At 63.0% G+C, this 22,293-nt stretch carries 25 protein-coding genes and 1 tRNA gene; 19 read left to right on the forward strand and 7 right to left on the reverse strand.

Annotation, left to right across the window (positions count from 1 at the left end; all coding sequences use genetic code 11):
• Positions 1 to 20: 20 nt before the first annotated feature.
• From ACSQ84_RS12365 to ACSQ84_RS12405, 9 genes are all read left to right on the forward strand, one after another.
• The gene (locus tag ACSQ84_RS12365) at positions 21 to 1,154 is read left to right on the forward strand and encodes a mandelate racemase/muconate lactonizing enzyme family protein (protein WP_436211923.1); all 1,134 of its coding nucleotides are present in this window, start codon (positions 21 to 23) and stop codon (positions 1,152 to 1,154) included.
• Between the two features lie 251 nt (positions 1,155 to 1,405).
• Positions 1,406 to 1,915: a DUF4262 domain-containing protein gene (locus tag ACSQ84_RS12370; protein ID WP_436211924.1), complete on the forward strand. Its 510-nt coding sequence runs from the start codon at positions 1,406 to 1,408 to the stop codon at positions 1,913 to 1,915.
• A 781-nt stretch (positions 1,916 to 2,696) separates the two neighbouring features.
• Positions 2,697 to 3,845: a thiolase domain-containing protein gene (locus tag ACSQ84_RS12375; RefSeq protein WP_436211925.1), complete on the forward strand. Its 1,149-nt coding sequence runs from the start codon at positions 2,697 to 2,699 to the stop codon at positions 3,843 to 3,845.
• The gene (locus tag ACSQ84_RS12380) at positions 3,845 to 4,234 is read left to right on the forward strand and encodes a Zn-ribbon domain-containing OB-fold protein (RefSeq protein WP_436211926.1); all 390 of its coding nucleotides are present in this window, start codon (positions 3,845 to 3,847) and stop codon (positions 4,232 to 4,234) included. Before ACSQ84_RS12375 ends, ACSQ84_RS12380 begins: the two co-directional genes overlap by 1 nt.
• 161 nt (positions 4,235 to 4,395) lie before the next feature.
• Positions 4,396 to 5,256 carry a MaoC/PaaZ C-terminal domain-containing protein gene (locus tag ACSQ84_RS12385; RefSeq protein WP_436211927.1) on the forward strand — a complete coding sequence of 287 codons (861 nt, stop codon included), beginning with the start codon at positions 4,396 to 4,398 and terminating at the stop codon, positions 5,254 to 5,256.
• Positions 5,257 to 5,456: 200 nt separating this feature from the next.
• Positions 5,457 to 6,335, forward strand: a complete 879-nt coding sequence (locus tag ACSQ84_RS12390) for an SDR family oxidoreductase (protein WP_436211928.1) — start codon at positions 5,457 to 5,459, stop codon at positions 6,333 to 6,335.
• Between the two features lie 28 nt (positions 6,336 to 6,363).
• Positions 6,364 to 6,816, forward strand: coding sequence for a GNAT family N-acetyltransferase (locus ACSQ84_RS12395; RefSeq protein ID WP_436211929.1), 453 nt, complete (start codon positions 6,364 to 6,366; stop codon positions 6,814 to 6,816).
• Between the two features lie 65 nt (positions 6,817 to 6,881).
• Entirely contained in the window at positions 6,882 to 7,835 is a 954-nt protein-coding gene (locus ACSQ84_RS12400) for a dihydrodipicolinate synthase family protein (protein ID WP_436211930.1), read from the forward strand.
• A 4-nt stretch (positions 7,836 to 7,839) separates the two neighbouring features.
• Positions 7,840 to 8,643, forward strand: a complete 804-nt coding sequence (locus ACSQ84_RS12405; RefSeq protein ID WP_436211931.1) for an NUDIX hydrolase — start codon at positions 7,840 to 7,842, stop codon at positions 8,641 to 8,643.
• A gap of 47 nt (positions 8,644 to 8,690) precedes the next feature.
• Here the strand turns inward: ACSQ84_RS12405 and ACSQ84_RS12410 are convergent, their stop codons facing one another.
• Positions 8,691 to 9,113 carry a nuclear transport factor 2 family protein gene (locus tag ACSQ84_RS12410; RefSeq protein ID WP_436211932.1) on the reverse strand — a complete coding sequence of 141 codons (423 nt, stop codon included), beginning with the start codon at positions 9,111 to 9,113 and terminating at the stop codon, positions 8,691 to 8,693.
• Between the two features lie 70 nt (positions 9,114 to 9,183).
• On the opposite strand from ACSQ84_RS12410, the gene ACSQ84_RS12415 reads away from it, so the two are divergent.
• The 3 genes from ACSQ84_RS12415 to ACSQ84_RS12425 all read left to right on the forward strand — a co-directional run bounded on the left by ACSQ84_RS12415 (position 9,184) and on the right by ACSQ84_RS12425 (position 13,281).
• Positions 9,184 to 9,975, forward strand: coding sequence for a helix-turn-helix domain-containing protein (locus tag ACSQ84_RS12415; protein ID WP_436211933.1), 792 nt, complete (start codon positions 9,184 to 9,186; stop codon positions 9,973 to 9,975).
• 285 nt (positions 9,976 to 10,260) lie between these two features.
• Positions 10,261 to 12,912 carry a PAS domain S-box protein gene (locus ACSQ84_RS12420; protein WP_436211934.1) on the forward strand — a complete coding sequence of 884 codons (2,652 nt, stop codon included), beginning with the start codon at positions 10,261 to 10,263 and terminating at the stop codon, positions 12,910 to 12,912.
• 15 nt (positions 12,913 to 12,927) lie between these two features.
• Positions 12,928 to 13,281, forward strand: a complete 354-nt coding sequence (locus ACSQ84_RS12425) for a cupin domain-containing protein (RefSeq protein ID WP_436211935.1) — start codon at positions 12,928 to 12,930, stop codon at positions 13,279 to 13,281.
• A gap of 41 nt (positions 13,282 to 13,322) precedes the next feature.
• Here the strand turns inward: ACSQ84_RS12425 and ACSQ84_RS12430 are convergent, their stop codons facing one another.
• Entirely contained in the window at positions 13,323 to 13,670 is a 348-nt protein-coding gene (locus ACSQ84_RS12430) for a GrlR family regulatory protein (protein ID WP_436211936.1), read from the reverse strand.
• Between the two features lie 204 nt (positions 13,671 to 13,874).
• On the opposite strand from ACSQ84_RS12430, the gene ACSQ84_RS12435 reads away from it, so the two are divergent.
• Positions 13,875 to 14,318, forward strand: a complete 444-nt coding sequence (locus ACSQ84_RS12435; RefSeq protein WP_436211937.1) for a hypothetical protein — start codon at positions 13,875 to 13,877, stop codon at positions 14,316 to 14,318.
• A gap of 8 nt (positions 14,319 to 14,326) precedes the next feature.
• Here the strand turns inward: ACSQ84_RS12435 and ACSQ84_RS12440 are convergent, their stop codons facing one another.
• Positions 14,327 to 14,710: a VOC family protein gene (locus ACSQ84_RS12440; RefSeq protein ID WP_436211938.1), complete on the reverse strand. Its 384-nt coding sequence runs from the start codon at positions 14,708 to 14,710 to the stop codon at positions 14,327 to 14,329.
• A gap of 362 nt (positions 14,711 to 15,072) precedes the next feature.
• On the opposite strand from ACSQ84_RS12440, the gene ACSQ84_RS12445 reads away from it, so the two are divergent.
• Together ACSQ84_RS12445 and ACSQ84_RS12450 are read left to right on the forward strand one after the other, a co-directional pair.
• Positions 15,073 to 15,561, forward strand: a complete 489-nt coding sequence (locus tag ACSQ84_RS12445) for a hypothetical protein (protein ID WP_436211939.1) — start codon at positions 15,073 to 15,075, stop codon at positions 15,559 to 15,561.
• Between the two features lie 118 nt (positions 15,562 to 15,679).
• Positions 15,680 to 16,135, forward strand: coding sequence for a hypothetical protein (locus tag ACSQ84_RS12450; protein WP_436211940.1), 456 nt, complete (start codon positions 15,680 to 15,682; stop codon positions 16,133 to 16,135).
• A gap of 47 nt (positions 16,136 to 16,182) precedes the next feature.
• Here the strand turns inward: ACSQ84_RS12450 and ACSQ84_RS12455 are convergent, their stop codons facing one another.
• From ACSQ84_RS12455 to ACSQ84_RS12465, 3 genes are all read right to left on the reverse strand, one after another.
• A complete protein-coding gene (locus ACSQ84_RS12455) occupies positions 16,183 to 16,563 on the reverse strand; it encodes a hypothetical protein (protein ID WP_436211941.1) in 381 nt (126 codons plus the stop codon).
• 56 nt (positions 16,564 to 16,619) lie between these two features.
• Positions 16,620 to 16,696 (reverse strand) — tRNA-Arg (locus tag ACSQ84_RS12460).
• Between the two features lie 52 nt (positions 16,697 to 16,748).
• On the reverse strand, positions 16,749 to 17,000 hold the full coding sequence (locus ACSQ84_RS12465) for a hypothetical protein (RefSeq protein ID WP_436211942.1): 252 nt from the start codon (positions 16,998 to 17,000) through the stop codon (positions 16,749 to 16,751).
• 233 nt (positions 17,001 to 17,233) lie between these two features.
• Between ACSQ84_RS12465 and ACSQ84_RS12470 the strand changes: the two genes are divergently transcribed.
• Together ACSQ84_RS12470 and ACSQ84_RS12475 are read left to right on the forward strand one after the other, a co-directional pair.
• Positions 17,234 to 17,680, forward strand: a complete 447-nt coding sequence (locus ACSQ84_RS12470) for a hypothetical protein (RefSeq protein WP_436211943.1) — start codon at positions 17,234 to 17,236, stop codon at positions 17,678 to 17,680.
• A 33-nt stretch (positions 17,681 to 17,713) separates the two neighbouring features.
• On the forward strand, positions 17,714 to 18,589 hold the full coding sequence (locus ACSQ84_RS12475) for a DMT family transporter (RefSeq protein WP_436211944.1): 876 nt from the start codon (positions 17,714 to 17,716) through the stop codon (positions 18,587 to 18,589).
• Between the two features lie 199 nt (positions 18,590 to 18,788).
• On the opposite strand, the gene ACSQ84_RS12480 is transcribed toward ACSQ84_RS12475, so the two are convergent.
• Positions 18,789 to 19,448: a peroxiredoxin gene (locus ACSQ84_RS12480; RefSeq protein ID WP_436211945.1), complete on the reverse strand. Its 660-nt coding sequence runs from the start codon at positions 19,446 to 19,448 to the stop codon at positions 18,789 to 18,791.
• Positions 19,449 to 19,868: 420 nt separating this feature from the next.
• Between ACSQ84_RS12480 and ACSQ84_RS12485 the strand changes: the two genes are divergently transcribed.
• Both ACSQ84_RS12485 and ACSQ84_RS12490 read left to right on the forward strand, forming a co-directional pair.
• Positions 19,869 to 20,447, forward strand: coding sequence for a hypothetical protein (locus ACSQ84_RS12485; RefSeq protein WP_436211946.1), 579 nt, complete (start codon positions 19,869 to 19,871; stop codon positions 20,445 to 20,447).
• Positions 20,448 to 21,703: 1,256 nt separating this feature from the next.
• Complete coding sequence (locus tag ACSQ84_RS12490; protein WP_436211947.1) at positions 21,704 to 21,958, forward strand: hypothetical protein; 255 nt, start codon at positions 21,704 to 21,706, stop codon at positions 21,956 to 21,958.
• The last annotated feature ends 335 nt before the right edge of the window (positions 21,959 to 22,293 follow it).

Genomic DNA, 22,293 nt, shown 5'->3' on the forward strand with positions numbered 1-22,293 from the left:
GTTGCGGGAAAGGATACGTCATGCACATCGACGGCCTCGAAGTATTCGTTCTCCGTGCGCCCCACACTGACCGCCCGCACTGGGTCAGCCACTTCACCGTTGCAAGTGCCAACGAGATTCTTGTTCGTATGCGTACGAGCGAAGGTGTCGAGGGGTTCGGTCTGGCGACGAGTTACGCGTCCGCCGAACCGATCATCCAGGCGTTCCGGAACGGCATTGGCGAACAGATCATCGGCATGGACCCCCTCGCGCCGGAGCGGCTGCACGAGGCGGTGCTTTCCCTGACATCGCAGCGTTTGGCGCACGAGAAAGGTTGGGGCCGGGAGGCTCTCATTCGCATCGCTGCGGCCGTCGATATCGCTTGCTGGGACATCATCGGCAAGATGGCGAAATTGCCGCTCCATCGCCTGCTCGGTGGATACCGCGACCGCGTGCCATGCTACGTCACATGTGCTTACTACCGCGACGGCAAGGACCTCGTGGAATTGCGCGATGAAATGCAGAAACTCAAGGGGCAGGGCCATACTGGCTATAAGGCTAAGGTCGGTGGTGTCACGCTCGCGGAGGACATGAAGCGGCTCGAAGTCGTTCGCGATGTCATCGGCAGTGACAACGACTTGATGATCGACGCCAATCGCGCCTGGGACCTCGCGACCGCTACCGAGGCGATCGGCCTGTTGGAGCCGCTAAGGCCGCGTTGGCTGGAGGAGCCAGTCCGATGGGCCGATGACCGCCGCGAGTTGAAGCTGCTATCGCAGCGAACGCGCATCCCTCTCTCCGCGGGCGAGAGTGAGCTCACAGCTTATGGCTGCCGGGCGTTGCTGGAAGAGCGGGCGATTCAGATTCTGCAGTTTGATTGCACAATGTTCGGTGGCTTCACGGAGGGACGCAAGCTCGCGGCTTTGTGCGAGCTCAATCACGTTCAGGTCGCGCCGCATCACGACTGCTTCATCCATGCACCGCTTGTGGCTTCGACGCCGGCCGGTTGCACTGTCGAATCATTTACCGACCCTGAGCGCGATCCTCTGCAGGCTGAATTGTTCGAAAATCCACCGAACATTGCGGATGGGTGGGTGACTTTGAACGATGCCCCAGGTCTAGGTTTGACCCTCGCGGACGCTGCACTAAGAAAATTTGGTGAGAGGATTCTGTAAAAAAGCCCTACAGTTCCTGCCTTGCATCCCGGGACCCATAACCACCGACGTCAGTTTTGCGAAAGCTGGAGCGCCGGCCTGCCAAAACGCAAAAGACCTCCGAGCCGAAGCTGGAGGCCTTCACTGTCACGAGGGGTACATCCGCCCGTCGCGACACGACTGGTGCGCATTGCTGCGCTATGATTGATGCTTGTAATCCATCACCGTCAACGTTTTATGACGTCGAAAGTTCCTCGATCGGATACGTATTCATGGCCACAGCCCTTGACGTCGACCCCCAGCGACTTGACCAACACGAACAGAGCTTCGTTGCCCGAATTCGTGAACATGGCTGGATCGGTACGCATGTAATGCCGGACAGTGAGGGACCCGGCTTCGCCTACACCACCGGCTTCTGGCTGAAGTTCGGTTTTCCGGAGGTGATCCTGTTCTCAATGTCGAAAGAGAACGCTCACGATACGTTCTGGACCATCTATCGCGAACTCGAAGCGGGACGGCGCTTTCCCGTTGGCGAACCAACCAAAGAGATTTTTGAAAATGGGGAGGCCGTGCTTCTCCCCGTTGCGCTCGGGCACTATCCATCTCACCTGGGATGGAGCGGATGGTTTTATGGCAATGACACTTTCGAGTGCCTCGAGCTAGTGTTCTCGGACCGGGGCGGGGAGTTTCCATGGACGCCGGGGGCGTCTGCGGATTTCCGGGCGGCGCAGCCCGATTTGACCGCCGGCAATTGGTTCGGTTTGCGCGATCGCCAAAACTGATTTTGTCCGTCGGGCAAATCACTTCCGATTTACGGAAATCGTGTCAAGCCCCAAAATAAAAAATATTTCTCTTTTACGGAAACAAAAATCAGTCTATATCTTCGCCCATCCCGTTCCGCCAGAGGGGCGTATCATGATCGTCACGATCGTTGGGACGGGTCGCGGTGGACGCTGGTAGTGCCGATAACGAACGGCGCGAGAGCGTACGGCAAAGGCGTGTGGTCCTGACGTCGCGGTGCTGGCGTCAATGCACCTGGAGGCAATAGCTTCCAGGGCGCAACGGAGGCAAAAGAGCCGTTCTCCGGGGAGAGCTCGTTATAAGCCGTAAAGCCATTGCGCAGGGAATGTCGGATGTTCTCCGCTGCCCTGTATGCTCGTGTGCGCATTTCTTAGTGCACATTGCACACGAGATCGCGGGTGCAGCGCGCATCCGGCATTCCCTGCGCCCTCTCTGTTTCAGAGGGCGAAACGAATTGCAAACCTCGGGCGATCAGCGCCGCGAGAACGCGGCGTCATATTCAGTTGTCGTCACCCGCGAAGGCGGGTGACCCAGTATCCCAGAGACACCAGTGATTGAATCGATAAGCCGCGGCGTACTGGGTCCCCCGCTTTCGCGGAGGACGACAGCGTTGGCATGCCAACCTGATACGATGTTCGCTGATAATCATCCCGACTTGAGTCCGTCGCTCCCGTCTCGCCTGACGGAATATTTCCTTGCTTGCCAAGGCCCTCCCGACAGGCCAGAAAAACATTGGAAATAGAAGCGCCAGCGGAGAACGATTTGACCATCAAGGGCAAGGCCTACATTGCCGGGATCTTTGAGCATCCCACCCGGCACGCACCCGATAAATCCACCGCGCAGTTGCACGCCGAGGTCGCCAAGGGCGCGATCGAGGACGCGGGGCTCACCAAAGCCGATATCGACGGCTATTTCTGCGCCGGCGACGCCCCGGGCGGCCTGTGGCCGATGGTCGACTACCTTGGCCTGAAAGTGCGCCACATGGATTCCACCGAAACCGGTGGCTGTTCCTATTTGATCCATCTCGGCCACGCCGCCGAGGCGATCGCCGCCGGCAAATGCTCGATCGCGCTGATTACGCTGGCCGGCAAGCCGCGCACCGGCCCGATGCCGCCGCGCGCCGCCGGCGCCGAAGGCGATTTCGAGGCCGCTTATGGCGCGACCACCCACAATGCCTACGGCATGTGTGCCATGCGCCATATGCACGACTACGGCACCACCAGCGAGCAGCTCGCCTGGATCAAGGTCGCAGCCTCGCACCACGCCCAGTACAACCCGCACGCGATGCTGAAGGAAGTCGTCACCGTCGAGGACGTTTTGAACTCGCCGATGATCTCCGATCCCCTGCATCGAATGGACTGCTGCGTCGTCACCGACGGCGGCGGCGCGCTGATCGTCACCACGCCGGAGATTGCAAAGAGCCTGAAGAAGCCGCTGGTGCGCCTGATCGGCCATGGCGAGGCAATGAAGGGCCCGCGCGGCGGCAAGGATCTCGATCTGACTTACTCCGCCGGCGTGTGGTCCGGCCCGCGCGCGTTCGAGGAGGCGGGCGTCACGCCGAAAGATATCAAATACGCCTCGATCTATGACAGCTTCACCATCACGGTGCTGATGCAGCTCGAGGATCTCGGCTTCTGCAGGAAAGGCGAGGGCGGCAAGTTCGTCGCCGACGGCAATCTGATTTCGGGCGTCGGCAAACTGCCATTCAACACCGATGGCGGCGGCCTCTGCAGCAATCATCCGGTCAACCGCGGCGGCATGACAAAAATCATCGAAGCGGTGCGTCAGTTGCGCGGCGAAGCGCATCCCAAGGTGCAGGTGCCAAACTGCGATCTCGCGGTCGCCCATGGCACCGGCGGACTTCTCGGCGTGCGCCATGCCGCCTCAACCTGCATTCTGGAGCGTGCGTGATGACGGAGCCAAGGAAACTTCCCGTGCCGCAGGGCAATCCGGAAACCGCGCCGTTCTGGGAAGCCGCCCGGCAGGGCAAGTTCATGATCAAGCGCTGCACCGCCTGCGGCGAGCCGCATTTCTTCCCGCGCTCGATCTGCCCGTTCTGCTTCTCCGACAAGACGGAGTGGGAGCAGAGCTCCGGCGAAGCCACGATCTACACCTTCAGCCTGATGCGCAAATCGCCCACCGGGCCTTACGCGATCGCCTATGTCACGCTGAAGGAAGGCCCGTCGCTGCAGACCAACATCGTCGACTGCGACATGGACAAGCTCAGGATCGGCCAGAAGGTCAAGGTGGTGTGGAAGCCAACCGACGGCGCCCCGCTGCCGTTCTTCACGCCGGCGTAACGAGAGAGATGCGCACTAAGCGCGCAATGCAGAAAGTCGTCATCCCCGCGAAGGCGGGGATCCAGTAATCACCGGCGTTTACTGGACCCCCGCCTTCGCGGGGGTGACAGCTGAGAATGTTGCGACGGCGCAAACAAAGAAATTCGAGAGGACGCCCAAAAATGCCGATCGTGTATGAAAATCTGATGGCCTTGAAAAACCTCGGCCAGAAATACGCCTACACCGACCGCGACGTCATGCTCTACGCCTACGGGATCGGCATGGGCGCGGATCCCCTGGACGAGAAGGAGCTGGCCTTCGTCAACGAGGGCACGCTGACGCCGCGGCCGCTCAAGGTGGTGCCGACGTTCGCTTCGGTGGCGGCCTGGGGGGCGGGTCCCGGCGAGATGAATCTCAATCGCGTGATGGTGGTTGACGGCGAGCGCGACATCACCTTCCACAAGCCGCTGCCCGGCGCGGCGCACATCACGGCCGACTCGACCGTGCTCGACGTGTTCGACAAGGGCAAGGACAAGGGCGCGGTGATCCGGCACCAGACGGTGTTGAAGGACGAGAAGGGCGAGAAGCTTGCGACCCTGGTCGCCTCGCGTTTCGCGCGCGGCGATGGCGGGTTCGGCGGGCCGTCCGAAGGCCAGCCCGAGCCGCACAAGGTGCCGAGCCGGGCGCCCGACAGGATCATCGACATCACGACGCGCCCGGATCAGGCGCTGGTCTATCGGCTGTGCGGCGACCGCAACCCGCTGCACTCCGATCCGGAATTCGCCAAAAAGGCCGGTTTCCCAAAACCGATCCTGCATGGCATGTGCACCTACGGCATCACTTGCCGTGGCGTGCTGCAGACCTACGCCGATTATGACGCGTCAGCCTTCAGGCAGCATTCCGCGCGGTTCTCCTCGCCGGTCTATCCCGGCGAAACCGTGACGATGGAATTGTGGAAGGACGGCAACGTCGTTTCGTTCGAAGCCAAGGTGAAGTCGCGGGATGTCACCGTGATCAAGAGCGGCAGGACAGTGCTGGGTTAAGGCCGTCGAAGGCGGTGCGCTCCGTCGGCGGTGCGCTCCCTCGCCCCGCGCTTGCGGGGAGAGGGTTGGGGTGAGGGGCTCTCACCGCGAGCTGTGACGGTGGTGAGACCTGTACCCCCTCACCCGGATCGCAAGAGCGATCCGACCTCTCCCCGCAAGCGGGGCGAGGTAAGGAAGAAAGAACCACAGGGAGAACCACCATGGGATTACTCGACGGCAAGGTCGCCCTCATCACCGGTGCGGGCGGCGGGCTCGGCGAAGCCTACGCAAAATTGTTCGCGCGCGAGGGTGCGGCGGTCGTGGTCAACGACCTCGGCGGTCCCCGTGACGGCTCCGGCGGCGACCAGACCATGGCGCAGAACGTGGTCGAGGCGATCAAGGCCGAGGGCGGCCGCGCGGTCGCCAATGGCGCCGACATCTCGACCATGGCCGGCGGCCAGTCGGTGTTCGTAGACGCCATCAAGAACTTTGGGCGCGCCGATATTCTGGTGAACAACGCCGGCATCCTGCTCGACGAGACTTTTGCGAAAGCCAAGGAAGCCAACTGGGACAAGGTGCTCAGGGTGCACCTCAAAGGCACGTTCTGCTGCACCCAGCCGGTGTTCAAATGGATGCGCGAGAATGGCGGCGGCGTCATCGTCAACACGTCCTCGACCTCGGGCCTGATCGGTAATTTCGGCCAGACCAATTACGGCGCCGCCAAGGGTGGTATCTGGGGGCTGTCGAACGTGTTGGCGATCGAGGGCCGCAAGTACAACATCCGGATCTGGACCCTGGCGCCGGGCGCGTTGACCCGCATGACCGCGGACCTGCCGCGCTATATCGAGAACCCCAAAGCGGCGCTGGGGCCGGACGGCATCGCGCCGGCGGTGCTATACATGGTCAGCGATCTCTCTGGCGACCAGACCGGCAAGACGCTCGGCGTTTCCGGTCCCCGCGGCGTCCGCGAGATGCGGATGATGGAAATGGAAGGCTGGAAGCCGCCGGGTGAGGCCTGGAAGGCGCAAGACATCGTCGAGCACGCCAAGGAGATCTTCTTCTCCGAAGAACAGATCAAGATGGGCGCGCGGCGGTTCTGAACTTCTCGTCCCATCGCAAGGAGGCTCTATGCTAGCGCTGCGGCCCGCTCGTCCCGAAGAAGCTGCCGCGCTTACCGAGCTGTGCCTGCGCTCGAAGGCGGTTTGGGGCTACGACGCGGCCTTCATGCAGGCTTGCCGCAGGGAGCTTGCGGTGACGCCTGCGGCCATCATGGCGTCCCGCGTGCAGGTCGCCGAAGTCGATGGCCGTCTTGCCGGCGTTGCCGAGGTGAAATCCGAGGGCCAAATCGCGCAACTCGAAAAGCTGTTCGTCGATCCGGCCATGCTCCGCACCGGCACCGGCCGACAGCTGCTCGATTGGGCCAAGGCCACTGCGCGGGCCGCCGGGGCTATGAGCCTGCTGATCGAGGCCGATCCGGACGCCGCCCCGTTCTACCGCCGCATGGGAGCAGTCGACGATGGCGTTGTTCCATCCGGCTCGATCCCGGGAAGGTTCATTCCCAGGCTCAATCTCCCGCTTTGAGACACCAGTCACTCGGTGGTATCACTGGATCAGGAATATTCGCCCCTCAGTTATGGAAGATCACCATGAAGCTCACCGCCCAGGCCGCAGGCACCTTTGCGATTGCGCCGACCCCGTTCCACGATGACGGCCGCATCGACGAGAAATCGATCGACCGGCTGACCGATTTCTATGCCGAAGTCGGCTGCGACGGCGTCACCGTGCTCGGCATCTTGGGCGAGGCGCCGAAGCTCGATGCGGTTGAAGCCGAGCAGGTGGCGATTCGCTTCGTCAAGCGCGCCAGGAATATGCAGATCATCGTCGGCGTCTCGGCGCCGGGATTTGCTACCATGCGCTCGCTTGCAAAAGCGTCGATGGATGCGGGCGCCGCCGGCGTGATGATCGCGCCGCCGCCGCATTTGCGTACCGACGACCAGATCACGGGCTATTTCAAGCAGGCGCAGGAAGCCATCGGCGATGACATTCCCTGGGTGCTGCAGGATTATCCGCTGACCCTCAACGTCGTGTTCACGCCCGCGGTGATCCGCAAGATCGTGATGGATTCGCCGTCCTGCGTGATGCTCAAGCACGAGGACTGGCCAGGGCTGGAGAAGATTTCCACGCTGCGCGGCTTCCAGAAGGACGGTTCGCTGAAGCCGATGTCGATCCTCGTCGGCAATGGCGGCTTGTTCCTCGATTTCGAAATGGAGCGCGGCGCCGATGGCGCCATGACCGGCTACGCTTTCCCGGAATTGCTGATCGATGTCGTAAAACTGCAAAAGGCCGGCAAGCGCGACGCCGCGCACGATCTGTTCGACGCGCATCTGCCGCTGATCCGTTACGAGCAGCAGCCGGGCGCCGGTCTCGCCGTGCGCAAATATGTGCTGCAGAAGCGCGGCGTGATCGCCTCCAGCGCGCAGCGCAAGCCGGGTGCGACCATTACCGCGACAGCAAAGGCCGAAGTCGAATATCTGCTGTCGCGGGTGGCGCGGGTCGATCGCCGCGCCAATCTGCAGCCGCAATCCAGCGCAGCAGGTTGATCCGATGACTGAACCCGCCAAACCTCCGCGCCCGGCGTCCACCATCCTGTTGCTGCGCGATGCCACGGCCCGAAAAGAAATCGAAGTCTTCATGATGGTTCGCCATTATGAGATCGACTTCAATTCCGGCGCGCTGGTGTTTCCCGGCGGCAGCGTCGACAAGGGCGACAAGGAGATCATCGCGGCGCCTGAATTGTATTCGGGCGGCGAGGGGCTCGACGAGGCCACGCTCAGCTTCCGCATCGCCGCGATCCGCGAGACTTTTGAAGAAAGCGGCATCCTGCTGGCGCGGCCGAAGGGATCGAACGCGCTGGTCGATGCCGTCAGGGCCAGCGCGATCGAAGCTGCGCACCGGGCCGACCTGTGCGACAGCAAGATCAGCTTCCTCAAAGTGCTGACCGATAACGGCATGGTGCTGGCGCTCGATGAACTCGTGCCCTATGCGCACTGGATCACCCCCGAAGGCATGCCGAAGCGCTTTGACACCTGGTTCTTCCTCGCCGCCGCGCCGCCGGAACAGGTCGGCGCCCACGACGGCAAGGAATCCACCGATTCGATCTGGGTGTCGCCGCGCGAGGCGCTGGAAGGCGGCGAGACCGGCCGCTTCAAGCTGCCGTTCCCGACCACGCGCAACCTGATCAAGCTCGGCAAGCAGGACAGCGTGCAGGCCGCGCTGGGGGATAGCAGAGGCAAGTCCGTCGTCACGGTGACGCCGATCATGACCAAAGATAACGGCGGCCGTCAGCTGCGAATCCCGCTCGAGGCCGGCTATGACGGCGACGTGTTCGAGGTCGGCTCGGTCGGCTGATACACTTCGATAGCTAGCGAAGTGTGTTGGCGCGACAGAGCAGCGCCTCACGCGAGATAAGCGTCGATCGCCGCCTGGTCCTGGTCCCACACCCAGCATTCCCCCAGCAGTCCGTCGCGCACCGCATAGACCAATAGCCGTTCGAATTCAGCTGCCTTGCCGTCGCGCTCGAAGCGCTCGCGCACCAAGAGCGCGCCGCGCTCGGGGCCGGCCATGATGTCGACGATGCCGAGCAGCTTCCGGTTGGTGCGGCGGGTGACCTCGGCCAGGATCGCGAGCGCGGCCGTCTTGCCCCCGTGGTCGCCGGCGAGCGGGTTGCGGCCAAAATAATGCAGCGTGAAGCCGTCGTGGTAGCAGGCGGCGAGCGCCGCCCGGTCACCCGCAAGCCACGCGGTCGCGTAACGCGTCACGGCCCGCCGGGTACGTTCAATCGCGGCTTGGCTGTCGGTGTCATCAAGCTTATCTGTCATCGTGCCGGGTCCTATTATGATGCCTATAATCTAGCCCCGCCCGAACCACCCGGGCTTTCAGAAACTGGCTATGCGAGCAATCGGCGAGACGAAATTGTTGGGGTGGGGCGGCGCCCGCGTGCTTTATCTCGGCCCGGCCTTCGGATTGACGCCACACCGCAACGCGACCGCCGTCCTGGCCGTCGGCCTCGATGCGGCGCTGGAAGTGGCCGACGATCCGGCGGATCCCACGACGGATTATCGTTCCGCCCGCAGCGTCTTGATATTGCCCAACAGCCTGCACCATCTGCGAATCGCGCACGGGCGCATGGCGTTCCTCTATGTCGATCCGCTGGGGCGTGACCTCAAGGCGCTGCTGGCGCGGATGGCGGAAACGCGCGCGCGTGCGGCATTCGAGCTGCGCGATGAGTCCTCCGTGATCGAGATCCTGACCGGCCTTGCCGAAGGTCGCATCGCGGCGGGCGAGGGCCGCGCGTTGCTCGGCGACTTACTGGGCGTTGGCACCCGCACGAAAGCCAATGTGCGGATATCGGCGGCGCTGCGGTTGATGCGGGACGAGCCGCACAAAGCGCACCGGCTGACGGAACTGGCGGCGCACGCCGGGCTATCGGCGTCGCGGTTCCTGCATCTGTTCAAGGCCGAGACCGGCGTGCCGTTGCGGCGCTACCGGATCTGGAACCGGATGGGCGCGGCGGTGCGCGCCTGCGGCGAAGGCTCGTCCCTGACGGAAGCCGCCCACGCCGCCGGCTTTGCCAGTTCGGCCCATTTCAGCAGCGCCTTTCGCGACATGTTCGGCATGATGCCGTCCGACCTGCTGAAGGCGTTGCGACAGGTCCAGGGGGTAGGGCCAGGCCGTGCGTGAAGACCCTGGCCGGGTAGGTCGCGATGAGGGCCCCGAGGCGAAATCTGGCCATTTTGCCGCGGCCGGGCTACCGCCACGGCCGAATCCCGGATTGGGGCAGCGGGGACCGGCGCTGGGACGCCAGCGTGACGCTAGGGCGTGGACCGGCGTGCCGCCCCGGACGAGTCTGGCCGGCTTCGCGATCGATTTGAGCATGTTCCCCACGGCCCGCATAACGTCGTATATTGCCGCCGATTGGAGCCCGGCCCCACCAACATGACCTCTGAATCGCCGCCGAATTCGCCCATGACGCGATCGTTCTCGTTGTCGATTGGCCAGCTGACATTCGGCAGTTTCATGCTGGTGCTGGCGGTGATCATCATCACCTCCACCGCCAGCGTCATCGCCATCCGCCACATCGATGCGACCTTTGGCGAGCTGCAGCGGCTGCAAAGCGTCGGCGACCTCGCCGAGGATATCGACCGGCGCATGAACGAGTTGCGTCTGGCGGCACGGGATTTCGTCACCGAGCCCGGCACCCAGTCGGTCCAGGTCGGTGAGGCGGCGACCGCGCTCGGCGAAGTCCTGAAGAAAACCCGGCTGGAGCTGGCTCCTGAGCAACAGGACATGATCGACGGCGTCACCGAACGCCTGTCGACCTACCGCAGCGGCATCGAGCGGATTTCCTCGCTGATCAACCGCCGTGCCGAGCTGATCGTCGGGCTACCGCCGCTACGCGAGAAATTCGATGCGGCGATCGCCGACACCCCGGATCCACTGATCGCGTCGGCGCTGTTTCAAACGCAGAGCCAGATCGCCTCGGCTTTGCTGGCGCGAAATCCGTCCGCCGCCGAACTGGCGGCTCAAAGCATGCGCTCGATGACCATGACGGAGCCGAAGCTTCGCGCGGCCGTCGATGACTATGCCCTGGCGATTATCAACATCTCGACCCGCGAGCGGCAGATATCCGACATTGACAAGGAGGTGCTGGGCGCGGAGGGGCGCCTGATCCAGCGCGTCACCGAATTGCTGCGCGGGGTCAGCGAGCGCCGCGGCCACGTGCTGTCGCGCGATTTCGCCCGGACGCTGGCGGAAGCAAAATGGCAGAGCATCGTGCTCGGCACGGCCGGCGTGCTGATCGGGCTGTTCGCTTCGCTGCTGGTGGTTCGGCGTACCGTGCGGCCGCTCGCAATGATTGCGGCTTCGATCCGCAAGGTAGCTGGCGGCGAAAAGAATACCTCGATCCCGCAGACCGATGTCGACAACGAAATCGGCGACATCGCGCGAGCCGCCGAAGTGTTCCGCCAGACGCTGGTCGATGCCGATGCGGCGCGCGAGGCGGCGGTACGCGCGCTGGCCGAACAGCGCCTCGCCGAAGAAAGCTATCGCAAATTGTTCGAGGCGTCAGTGGACGGAATCTACGTCACCACGCCCGGAGGTGCGCTGCTCAACGCCAACCCGGCGCTGGCGCGGATGATGGGTTACGCCACGCCGCAGGATCTGATCAAGGGCATCGGCGACGTCTCCGAATCCGTCTACGTCGATCCGCGGGCGCGGGCGGAATATGAGCGGCTGATGGAACGCGACGGCATGGTGCGCGAGTACGAATATCAGGTTCGCGCGCGCGATGGCAGGGTCCTCTGGCTCTCCGACAGTGCCAGCGCCGTGCGCAACGAGGATGGCGAGTTGATCCGTTACGAGGGGACGGTCCGCGACATTACCGACCAGAAACGCGCCGAGGATGCGATCGCCGAGGGCCGCCGCCTGCTGCAACAGGTGATCGATACCGTGCCGGCGGTGATCAACGTCAAGGACAAGCAGCTTCGCTATCTCCTGATGAACCGCTACATGGCCGGCATTTTCGGAATCGAGCCTGCGGAGGCCATCGGCCGCACCACGGCCGACCTGATGTCGCGCTATGGTGCAAAAAAGACCGACGAGCATGACAAACGGGTGCTGGCGGGCGGCAGCGAACTCGGTTTCTACGAGGAGGAATACGAGGATGCCGCCGGCAATATGCGACAATGGCTGGTCAACAAGCTGCCGCTGCTGGATGCGGCGGGCGAGATCGAGAATATCGTCACCGTCGCGCTCGATATCGGCGAGCGCAAACGCGTCGAATTCGAGATGCGCAAGGCCAAGGACGCCGCCGAAGGCGCGTTGCGCAACTTGCGGGAGACCCAGAATTCGCTGATCGAGGCCGAAAAACTCGCCGCCCTCGGCCGCCTGGTGGCGGGCGTCGCCCACGAGGTCAACAATCCCGTCGGCATCAGTTTGACGGTCGCCTCCGCGCTGGAACGCAAGACGGTGAATTTCGCCGCCGAGGTCGCGCGCGGCGAACTGCGGCGCTCCAGCCTGACCGATTTTCTCGAGACCAGCCGCGATGCGTCATCGCAACTGGTCGCCAACCTGAACCGTGCGGCCGAGCTGATCCAGTCATTCAAGCAGGTCGCGGCCGACCGCAACTACTCCGATCAGCGCAGCTTCGACCTCGGCGATCTCACCGAGCAGGTGGTGATGAGCCTGCGGCCGGGCCTGCGCAAACACAATCTGACCCTCAACGTCGACTGCCAGCCCAATCTGATGATGAACAGCTACCCCGGTCCCTACGGACAGGTGCTCACCAATCTGTTCCTCAATTCGGTGGCGCACGCCTTCCCGGACGGCAAGCCCGGCACGGTCGATATCCAGGTGCGCGAGTCCGGCAAGGACAATGTCGAGATTCTGTTTTCCGACAATGGATGCGGCATGAGCCTCGACGTCCGCCGCCGCGCGTTCGATCCGTTCTTCACGACCCGGCGCGATCAGGGCGGCACCGGGCTCGGCCTGCACATCGTCTACAGCATCGTGACCAACCGCCTTGGTGGGAGGCTAGACCTTGACTCGGAGCCGGGCGGCGGCACGCGGATCCAGATGATCCTGCCGCGCACGGCGCCGCTCGAAATGGCGGCGGAATAGCAACAGGCACCATCAATGAGCAACGGAATTGATTTGTCGGAGAAGCTATCCACGTTCTCCGAGCACTGGTCGCCCCGCACGGTGACGCGGTTCAACGATTGCGACGTCATGGTCGTGAAAGTGAAAGGTGAATTTGTCTGGCACCATCACGATGACACGGACGATTTCTTTCTCGTCCTGAAGGGTGTGCTCGATATTCAGTTGCGTGATCGAACGATCACGCTCGGGCCGGGACAGATGTATGTCGTGCCCAAGGGCGTCGAGCATCGACCCGTTGCGAGGGAGGAGGTGCATCTGGTGTTGATCGAGCCGAGCGGCACGCCCAACACCGGCGATGCAGCAACAGCCGCACCGCGCAGGACGGCGTGATGCTCTACCGGTGAGCCAAGGCTCGGAGAATGGGTGCCCGGCTAATTCGTATCGGCCAGCTTGCGCAGCGTGGCGCCGAAAATCTGGCTGGCTTTTCCCACCAGCGCGGTGCCGTTCATGGTGCCCCGCGTGTCCGTGAAGGTGCCGGAGACGCCGATGCCGACCGGATTCGGCCCGCCGAACAGCGGATTGGCATCGGGGCTCGACGTGTGCCGCTGTACCAGCACTTCGCCCTTGAAGGTATCTTCCTTCACGGTGTAGCTACCGGTATAGAACAGATAGGCGTCGCCGCCGAGAATCTGGCCATCCCGGAACAGAATCACGCCGCTGCCCTTGCCGGTGCGCCCATCCAGCAGGGTGACGTGGATCGAATACAGACCGTTCTTCATGACGTCCCAACGCCAGTTTCCGCGCCCGCGGAACCCGCCAATCGTGCCCAAGCGGAACCCGCAGCGTCAACATAGCTGGCCCGCAAATATACGTGCAAAGCCCTGACGCGGGGATGATGACGGGTCACGAGGGCCGAATCAAGTTGGCCCATGAAATGCTTCTTCTGTTGTGCACCGGCCGGTGGGTGTTGGAGCAACAGACAGATGAGCAACTGGATCAATTCCGGCGGCCATGTGCCGCATCTCAGTGCCGAGAATGACAACCATGGAACGGGCCGCCGCCGTGCCGGCTGGCGAAGGACACCGCTGAAACTGGGTCTCGTGGTGCTGCTGTGGGCGATCGCGCATGTTGGGCATACGCGCGACCTGGACGGCCGCTACGCCAAATCGCCGCTCAAGGAGTGGTTCGACTCCTTGAGAAGCGGGAAGGGGCCGTGTTGCTCTGATGCCGACGGCAGCGCGGTCAGCGATGTCGACTGGGAATCCAGCAACGGCCGCTACCGCGTGCGCATCGAAGGCGAATGGATCGACGTGCCCGACGAAGCGGTGATTACGGAACCCAACCGCGCCGGCCGAACCATGGTTTGGCCGATCCGTGGCTACAGTGGATTGACCATCCGCTGCTTCATGCCGGGGTCCATGACGTAACGGGCGGATCACGCGTATTTCTTGTCGCGCTCCAGGAGCTCGATGGAAATGCCCTGCGGCCCGCGGATGAAACAGATGCGCACGCCGGGCCGGATTGTGGTCGGCGGCTTGGTGAACTCGACGCCCTTGGCCTTGATCTCGGCGGCGACCGCGTCAATATCCTTTACCGTCAGGCCGAAATGATCGAGGCCTTGATAGGGCGTCACCGGCGGCGTGTTGACGCCGTCTCCGGCCGTAACAGGCGCGATGAACACGTTGGCGCCGCCGAGCTTGACGTCGATTCTGTCTGGGCCGCGGATGATCTCGCCGCCCAGGATATCGGCAAGCCAGGCCGCGGTCGCTTCCGGGTCGGGACTGCGCAGATGGACATGGTCCCAAGTTACTGTCGGCATATTCGTCTCCCCAAGCCTCTTGTTGTCGCGACTGCTTTTACAGCGCCGGCAATCTAGCGGCCGGTCGTCCGCAATTCCATCCCCTGTGGCGCGCCTCTGCCGCCGCAAAATTGTCGAGCTTACGTGCAACCATTTTGACCGTAAGCGATTATAAGCCAGCGGCGGAACCGTGCAGCGGCAGTCGTGTGAGAGCCGTACGGGGTAACGTCCGTAGGGCTTTTTTCATGCGCGGAGCGGCAACCGTATCGCCGTCGCCGCCGGGTGAGGGCATGGCCATGAGGATCGCTGGACGGTCGTTCGGAGCCGCGCACCTGCGACTGCTCGTTTTGCCGGCCATCGCGATCGCGGGATGCACGATATGGATGATGATTCCCGAACCGAGCGACGCCGAGGGCCGCTCCGCGGCAGAACCTGCTCCAGTCATCTACGCGCAGAAAGTAACCCTGGTTGAGGATGCGGTGACTCCCGCCGCTGCCGAGACCACATTGGCTCACGCAGCCTATGCCACTGATCCCGCCGCGGTGACTGCGCCGATGTCGATTGCGCCGGAGTCGAAATCGCCGATGGAGGGTTTGAGGATTTCCTCGCAATCGTGGCGAAGGGGTGGGCTCGGCTCGAAGGCGCTCGTTACGTTCACGCTGCGCAACGCCAATGATTATGCGGTGAAAGATATCGAAATTGCTTGCGCGTTTACGCGCTGGGACGGCAGCCATTTGACCGACCGTCGGCGGGTAATTCCCGACACCGTGAACACCAGGAGCCGGAGGCTTTACGCCGGCGTGCTGGTCGGGTTCGTCAATGTTAATGCAAACAAGGCGAAATGTTCGCTGGTCACCGCCAGTCGAGCCTGATCCCGCGAACCCGAAAATGTGATCGCCGCCGTTGAACCTGGGGGATGCCCCAGGAACTAATCAACATATCTCCAGTTAGGCCGAATGAACCGCGCACCGGCGCGGAGGAGCGACGTCAATGCCCGTAGCGCGATACTTCCTGTTTGTCGGCGGCATCCTGCTCGCGCTGTTGTTTGCGCTTGATGCGTTCGCCCCGCAGGAAACTGCCGTGGCTAGCAATTCGACGGGCTCGATCGACAAGACCGTGGTCCGGATCCGTTCCGACCAGAAATTGCCGGAGCGGGTGGTCTATGACATGAGCCTCCCAACCATTGTTCCGCCGGCGCCAGCGACCCAAATCGCCGTGGCACCGGCGCCGGTCGCCGACACCCGCGCAACCGCGCGGGTGCGGGATACGTTTGCCCAATTCGTGCCGGCCGAAGCCAAGGAAACCAGGAAGGTTGAGCCGCAGGCTGCTCCGCGCAAGCGCAAAGTCGCCAAGGCCCGCCCGGCTCAGCCGCCGGCGATGCGCTTTGCCCAGCAGCAGCATTTTGCCCAGCAGCAGCATTTCGGCTTTTTCGGGAACACCTGGTAGCGCGCCGCTTGCGAGCTTCTCCGCCTTCGGGCCGAGCGGCTTGACGGTTACCGCGGCAGCTGCGGAATTTTGTCGACGAAGCGGTTGAAGCAGGTCAGCCGCTCGTCTTCTTCCTTCACGAAGCGGCATTCACTGGCGCTCTTGGCGGCAGACGGCTTGGGTTTGGGCTGCGGCGCATAGACGCCGTCATAGCAAGTCAGGCGTTCCTTGGTCGCGTCATCAATGTCCTGACAGGCCTGCAGCTTCTGCGCGATGGACAGCGGCTTGGCGGGTGCCGATTTTGCCGACTTCTCGGCTGCTGGCTTTTTCGACCCGACCTGCACCAGCGGCTTGCCGCCGACCGTGGGCGGAGGGGCGGGGGCGGTTGGCGTAGCCGTTCCCTGAGCAAACGCCGCGGCCGGATACAGGATCGCCAGCGCCAGGATCATCTTTCTCATGTCATTCCGCTCTCGAATGGGTGTCTGCCGCCCGGCTTTGCGCCGAATGGCGCACTCGGAGAGATTCGAACTCCCGACCCTCGGAATCGAAATCCGATGCTCTATCCAGCTGAGCTACGAGTGCCTGTAGCCCGCCCGATTATCAGACTTGTCCGGGCAGGGCCAGCAGCGGAACGCTAGTAGCAGGGATGCCGGCCACCCTGGCCGATATAGGCGGCCGCGCTCCGACGGCAGTGATTGGTCGAGGGGCCGTCATAATAGGCAAAGGTGCCGGGCTGCGGCCCCGGGCCGTAATTGTGCAGGTAGCTGATCGGGTAGGGCAGCGGCCAGTGATGGCGATGGTGCCGGTGGCGTGCGTCCGCCAGGCTGGGGGCTAGCGCGGCGGCGGCAAACAGGGCGGCAGCAATCAAAAACTTGGCTCTGGTCATTTCGATTCTCCGGTAGTCCCAGCGGAACCTAGACGTTTTTGGCCGGTCCGGGGGCTATTTTACGCAGAAGGAGCCGAAAAGCTGCGGAAAGCTGGCAACACTTTGCCTATTTTTGGCCCCCAAGCGATGCTTAACGAAATCCCAACACAGTCCGGCCAAGGTTCTGCGGTGTGGTCCAGCCTCCAAGGACCGCCCTCCTGCGTTGACAAGGCTACCCGGTTCCCGATCGATCCATGCGCATCACGTCCCTTGCCCTGCTGTCCCTTTCGGTTCTGGTCGCGACCCCGGCGCGGGCCGACCTGCACATCACGCGCGACCATGGCGGCTATGTCGAGGAATACAAGGCGAAGTACAAGCGCATCCGCGATCGCAAGGAACGCGTCATCATCGACGGCATCTGCAACTCGGCCTGCACGCTGGTGTTCGGCATCGTGCCGATGAACAAGATTTGCGTGACGCCGAAGGCGAGCCTCGGCTTCCACCAGGCCTATTACGACAAGGCCTTCACCTTCGGTATCAAGGTCACGAGTTCCGACGGAACGTCGGACCTGATGTCCTATTATCCGGATACCGTGAAGGACTGGATCAGGCGCAATGGCGGGCTCACCACCGAGATGAAGAAGATCAAGAACGGCGGTGAACTCTGGAAGATCGTCGATCCCTGTCCGGAAGCGTTTTGAGCCGGGCGCAATCGCGCGGCTACGCTTGCGCCCATGAATCGTGACCTTGAGAATTTCGCCGCGCGCGCGGCGCCGGCGATTTTCGTGGTGCTGTGGAGCACCGGCTTCATCGGCACCAAATACGTGGTGAACAACGCCGATCCGCTGACCTACCTCGCGATCCGGATGGCGCTGGTGGTGGTGTTGATGGCGGTGATTGTCGCGATCGTGCGGCCGCGATGGCCCGATCGGATCGGCATCGCCCACAGCGCCATTGCGGGTATTCTGGTGCACGGGTTCTATCTCGGCGGCACCGCGATCGCGATTGCGCATTCGATTCCCGCCGGATTGTCGGCGCTGATTCCCGGCCTGCAGCCGATCCTGACCTCGACCATCGCCAACCGCTGGCTCGGCGAGCGCGTCACGCCGATTCAATGGACCGGACTTTTGCTCGGATTGGCCGGCGTGGTGCTGATCCTGCACGACCGGCCGATGAGCGGGGACGCGGGTTGGGGCTGGCTCGCTTCTGCCGTGTCGCTGGTCAGCATCACGCTCGGCACGCTCTACCAGCGCCGCTATTGCAACGCGATCGACTGGCGTGCCGGCAACCTCGTGCAGTACATCGCGGTCACGATCTTCTTCGGCATCGGGGCATGGCTGTTCGAGGACCATGTGGTGCATTGGACCACGGAGTTCGTGCTCGCGCTGGGCTGGCTGGTCGTGGTGCTGTCGATCGGATCGATCGGGTTGTTGTACTGGCTGATCCGCCGCTCGGCCGCGACGTCGGTGGCGAGCCTGTTCTATCTGGTGCCGGCGGTAACGGCGCTGATGGCCTATGTGCTGTTCGGCGAACGGCTCGATGGAGTAGCGCTTGTCGGCATGTCGGCGTGCGCGGGAGCGGTGTTTCTGGTCAACAGAGGTACGGCTTGAGGATGATTCAGCGACTGCCGTCAATATCCGCAACACCGCTCAAGGTGTCATTCCGGGATGGTGCGTGAGCACCAGACCCGGAATCTCGTTCAAGGTGTCATTCCGGGATGGTGCGTAAGCACCAGACCCGGAATCTCGAGATCCCGGGTTCGCTTCGCGCCCCGGGATGACGGCTTCGATTGCTTTGCAATCGCAGCCGTCACTTCGGCTGGGGCACGATCCGGATGTAGGGCTTCGGCGCTTTCCAGCCCTGCGGATAGATCGTCTTGGCCTCGTCGTCGCTGACCGAGCCTGCGATGATGACGTCTTCACCCTGTTTCCAGTCGGCCGGCGTCGCAACGCGATGCTTGGCGGTCATCTGCAGGGAATCGATTGCGCGCAAGATTTCCTGGAAATTGCGGCCCGTGGTCATCGGGTAGACCAGCACCAGCTTGATCTTCTTGTCCGGTCCGATGACGAAGACGTTGCGCACGGTCTGGTTATCGGCGGCGGTGCGGGTCGCCGGATCGCCCGAGGTGGAGGCGGGGAGCATGTCGTAGAGTTTTGAGACGTTGAAATCGGTGTCGCCGATCATCGGATAGTTCGGCGCCGCGCCCTGCGTCTCCTTGATGTCCTCGGACCATTTCGAATGCTTGTCGACGGGATCGACGCTGAGCCCCATCAGCTTGACGCCGCGCTTGTCGAATTCCGGCTTCAACTTTGCGAGAGCGCCGAGTTCGGTGGTGCAAACCGGAGTGAAATCCTTCGGGTGCGAGAACAACAGCGCCCAACTGGAGCCGATCCAGTCGTGGAATTTGATCTTGCCCTCGGTGGTCTGGGCTTCGAAGTCAGGGGCGAGTGTGCCTATCTGGAGAGCCATGGTTCGACCTCATGTCGTTCAAGTTACAGTAGAATTTCGGTTGCGGATCATACGCGCTAGCGCGATGGAAGTGAACCGCCGACGACAAAAGGCGATATTTTTCTTCGCGCGGGGGAACTCCTAGCACCTTCTTTTGATCCGCGCCCCTGCGGCGAAAAATCCCCGTCGGCCGTAATCGCCCGGATTGCCCCGATATCGCCTTTTATGGCCCGCATGAACCCGGTCCCGATTTTGCAAGGGGGTTTCAGGGGTGTCTCAAGGGCGGTGTTCATGGGGCGTTCAACTGAACCGTGACATCAGTCACAGCGACCAATTGGCAACCATCTAAAAATCTCGGAATGCAAGTTCCGAATCGTTAACCACTCGTTTACGCCAGCGTCGCAATGCTGGACCAGAAAAAGAAATTGAGAAGTGAAAGCTATGTCTGCCCCTAGTAGTACCAAATCGATTGAAGCGTCTGCCATACTCCAACCTTCCTGCCGCAAGACCGCAGCCCACGCCCTGACCATCGTGCGCGATGGCGTCATCACCGGCGAAGGCCCGACCACCAAAGGCCGCATCCATTTTTCCCGCGCGCTCGATGCCGATGACGCCGCCTGGTGCGCGCGCATCCTGACCGCGGCCGCCATCGAGCATCAGCCGGTCAGCCGCGCCGAAGCCGAGGCGCTGTTCGAAATCAGCGACGCTGCCGCCGAGCGAAGCGACGATGGCCGCTTCGACGATCTGCTGGCCAAGGCGATCGCCCATCATGCCGCCTCCGAATCCGGCCTGCCGGTGCCGCCGCGCACGGTAGCGCTGTCGCCGGACACCGACATCGAAAGCTGGGCCCCCGCCAAGGCCGTCAACATCGACACCAAGGTGCTGGAATGGATTGCCGCCCAGATGCGCGGCAAGCGCCGCGCCAACCACGCGCTGGCCGCGATGGTCGCCACCCTGGTCGGCGCCGCCGCCCTGCCGCTCGCGCAACTGCCGGGCATGCTGGACATGGGGATGATGTAAGGTCATTCTCGGGTCGTTGAATTCAAAGCGGCGGGGAATTTCCCCGCCGTTTTTGTTTGGGGGGGCAGGGTGCGCAATGACCGCAATGGCGCCGCTCCACATACAGCTGTCATCCCCCGCGCAGGCGGGGGACCCAGTACGCCGCGGCCTCTCGGTTCTATCATTGATGTCTCTGGCTCATTCTCAGCCTGATGGCGGCGAAGGATTAGCGAAGCGCAAGGGCGTCGCGGTGGGGTCGAAGAAAGCGTGGAGCAAAGTCGCGGCCCGATGGACCGACACGGATATCGAGGGCCTGCGACCGGACGAGCGAGCTACTGGTCGCAGAAGTCTGATGAAGGGCGGTAAATCCGGCGGGCGTGCGGTGAAGGCGATCGGTCTTACCTCAGGGAGGTCTGCGCTGTCCCGGCACGGGACTGAGGCCGTCGCAAGGCGGCTGACGCGGCCCGCGAAGTCAGCAGAGGGCATAGTAGACGACGGCGCGCCGAAGGCGGGCACCGCCTGGAAGAGGCCACTAGAGCGACGATCGTGCGACCATGCGGCAGAAAAATCGAATCGAACTGAACTCGGAGCGCAGGGCGGAGGGTGAAGCCCGAAGCGCTGCCGCCAGGCGAAGCGCATGCACGGCGAGGTCTCGAGGAGCAGCAGCAGTCGCGGGACCGTCGTGGAAGACGTTGTCGAGCGTGAGAACCTGAAAACTGGCGCAAGTGAAACGCAACAAAGGTGCGGCGGGCGTCGATGGGATGACCGTTGAGCGAATTACCCAGCCGCCTACCTGAAGGAGCACTGGCCTGCGATCCCGATCACTCCCGCGGCGGCAGCGCTGGCCGCAGCCGGTGCGGCGTGGAGATACCGAAGGCGTCGGGCGGCGTACGGCTGCTCGGCATTCGACGGTGCTCGACCGCCTGGATCCGGCAGGCGGCGATGCAGGCGCTACGGGCGACTGGGACGGAACGTTCTCCGAGACAACCGGCCTGGTGAAGCGCTCGACACATCAGGCGGTGGAACGGGCGTAGAGCCTGTTGCGTCCGGATGCCGCCGTCGTCGTGGATATCGACCTGGAAAAGTTCTTCGACCGGATCAACCATTCGTCTGGTGGACTCGTAGCCAAGCGGGTAGCTGACGGCGCATCCTGAAGCTCATCCGCGGCTTTCTGACCGCAGGGGTGATGGAGGGAGGACTGGTCAGTCCGACGGAGGAAGGCACGCCGCAAGGTGGGCAGCTGCAACCGCTATTGTCGAACCACGATGCTGGACGTCTTGGACAAGGAACTGGAGAAGCGCGGTCACACTTCATTGCGCGCGCAACGACCTGGCATCATGCGCAGCAACGTGCGGGCGACGGTAATGACCGGCGTCGAACAGTTCCTTGCCGACATCTCCGGGCTAAGGGTCAACAAGGCCAAGGTGCGGTCGCCAAATCGAGCGTCCGCAAGTTCCTGGAGCAGCACCTGTGGAAGCCGACGGCGCATCGCGCGGGCGATCGCCCGCTTCAAGGCAGGGTCCGAGAACTGACGCGGCGCATGCGGGCGCAATGCGAAGCGACTATCGAACTGGTTGTCCGCCTATCTCACCGGATGGCGCGGCTACTTCGGCTTCTGCCAAACACCGTCGGTGTTGCGAGCGCTGGTGGTGTTCGGCGCGACGATTGCGCTGTATCTGGTGGTGAAGGCGAGGCGAACTCGGCGCGAGCTGCGACGCAGCGTCGGCGGTCCTAGCAGCAACGACGGCCGAGATCAGCATGGCCCTTGGCGGCTCGCAAGCGGTCGCGCGCTCCCACCGCCATGCCAATCGGCTTCTTCGGATCCATCGGCCTATGCTTCCTCGCGCGTCCCGCAACCGCAATCCAG

The sequence above is a fragment of the Bradyrhizobium sp. LjRoot220 genome (genome assembly GCF_964252915.1).
Taxonomy (GTDB): Bacteria; Pseudomonadota; Alphaproteobacteria; order Rhizobiales; family Xanthobacteraceae; genus Bradyrhizobium.

Bases quoted from the DNA above. Each gene is read 5' to 3' on its own strand.
- ACSQ84_RS12365 (WP_436211923.1), top strand. From the start codon at position 21: ATGCACATCGACGGCCTCGAAGTATTCGTTCTCCGTGCGCCCCACACT.
- ACSQ84_RS12370 (WP_436211924.1), top strand. From the start codon at position 1,406: ATGGCCACAGCCCTTGACGTCGACCCCCAGCGACTTGACCAACACGAA.
- ACSQ84_RS12380 (WP_436211926.1), top strand. From the start codon at position 3,845: ATGACGGAGCCAAGGAAACTTCCCGTGCCGCAGGGCAATCCGGAAACC.
- ACSQ84_RS12385 (WP_436211927.1), top strand. From the start codon at position 4,396: ATGCCGATCGTGTATGAAAATCTGATGGCCTTGAAAAACCTCGGCCAG.
- ACSQ84_RS12390 (WP_436211928.1), top strand. From the start codon at position 5,457: ATGGGATTACTCGACGGCAAGGTCGCCCTCATCACCGGTGCGGGCGGC.
- ACSQ84_RS12395 (WP_436211929.1), top strand. From the start codon at position 6,364: ATGCTAGCGCTGCGGCCCGCTCGTCCCGAAGAAGCTGCCGCGCTTACC.
- ACSQ84_RS12400 (WP_436211930.1), top strand. From the start codon at position 6,882: ATGAAGCTCACCGCCCAGGCCGCAGGCACCTTTGCGATTGCGCCGACC.
- ACSQ84_RS12405 (WP_436211931.1), top strand. From the start codon at position 7,840: ATGACTGAACCCGCCAAACCTCCGCGCCCGGCGTCCACCATCCTGTTG.
- ACSQ84_RS12410 (WP_436211932.1), bottom strand. From the start codon at position 9,113: ATGACAGATAAGCTTGATGACACCGACAGCCAAGCCGCGATTGAACGT.
- ACSQ84_RS12415 (WP_436211933.1), top strand. From the start codon at position 9,184: ATGCGAGCAATCGGCGAGACGAAATTGTTGGGGTGGGGCGGCGCCCGC.
- ACSQ84_RS12420 (WP_436211934.1), top strand. From the start codon at position 10,261: ATGACGCGATCGTTCTCGTTGTCGATTGGCCAGCTGACATTCGGCAGT.
- ACSQ84_RS12425 (WP_436211935.1), top strand. From the start codon at position 12,928: ATGAGCAACGGAATTGATTTGTCGGAGAAGCTATCCACGTTCTCCGAG.
- ACSQ84_RS12430 (WP_436211936.1), bottom strand. From the start codon at position 13,670: ATGAAGAACGGTCTGTATTCGATCCACGTCACCCTGCTGGATGGGCGC.
- ACSQ84_RS12435 (WP_436211937.1), top strand. From the start codon at position 13,875: ATGAGCAACTGGATCAATTCCGGCGGCCATGTGCCGCATCTCAGTGCC.
- ACSQ84_RS12440 (WP_436211938.1), bottom strand. From the start codon at position 14,710: ATGCCGACAGTAACTTGGGACCATGTCCATCTGCGCAGTCCCGACCCG.
- ACSQ84_RS12445 (WP_436211939.1), top strand. From the start codon at position 15,073: ATGATGATTCCCGAACCGAGCGACGCCGAGGGCCGCTCCGCGGCAGAA.
- ACSQ84_RS12450 (WP_436211940.1), top strand. From the start codon at position 15,680: ATGCCCGTAGCGCGATACTTCCTGTTTGTCGGCGGCATCCTGCTCGCG.
- ACSQ84_RS12455 (WP_436211941.1), bottom strand. From the start codon at position 16,563: ATGATCCTGGCGCTGGCGATCCTGTATCCGGCCGCGGCGTTTGCTCAG.
- ACSQ84_RS12465 (WP_436211942.1), bottom strand. From the start codon at position 17,000: ATGACCAGAGCCAAGTTTTTGATTGCTGCCGCCCTGTTTGCCGCCGCC.
- ACSQ84_RS12470 (WP_436211943.1), top strand. From the start codon at position 17,234: ATGCGCATCACGTCCCTTGCCCTGCTGTCCCTTTCGGTTCTGGTCGCG.
- ACSQ84_RS12475 (WP_436211944.1), top strand. From the start codon at position 17,714: ATGAATCGTGACCTTGAGAATTTCGCCGCGCGCGCGGCGCCGGCGATT.
- ACSQ84_RS12480 (WP_436211945.1), bottom strand. From the start codon at position 19,448: ATGGCTCTCCAGATAGGCACACTCGCCCCTGACTTCGAAGCCCAGACC.
- ACSQ84_RS12485 (WP_436211946.1), top strand. From the start codon at position 19,869: ATGTCTGCCCCTAGTAGTACCAAATCGATTGAAGCGTCTGCCATACTC.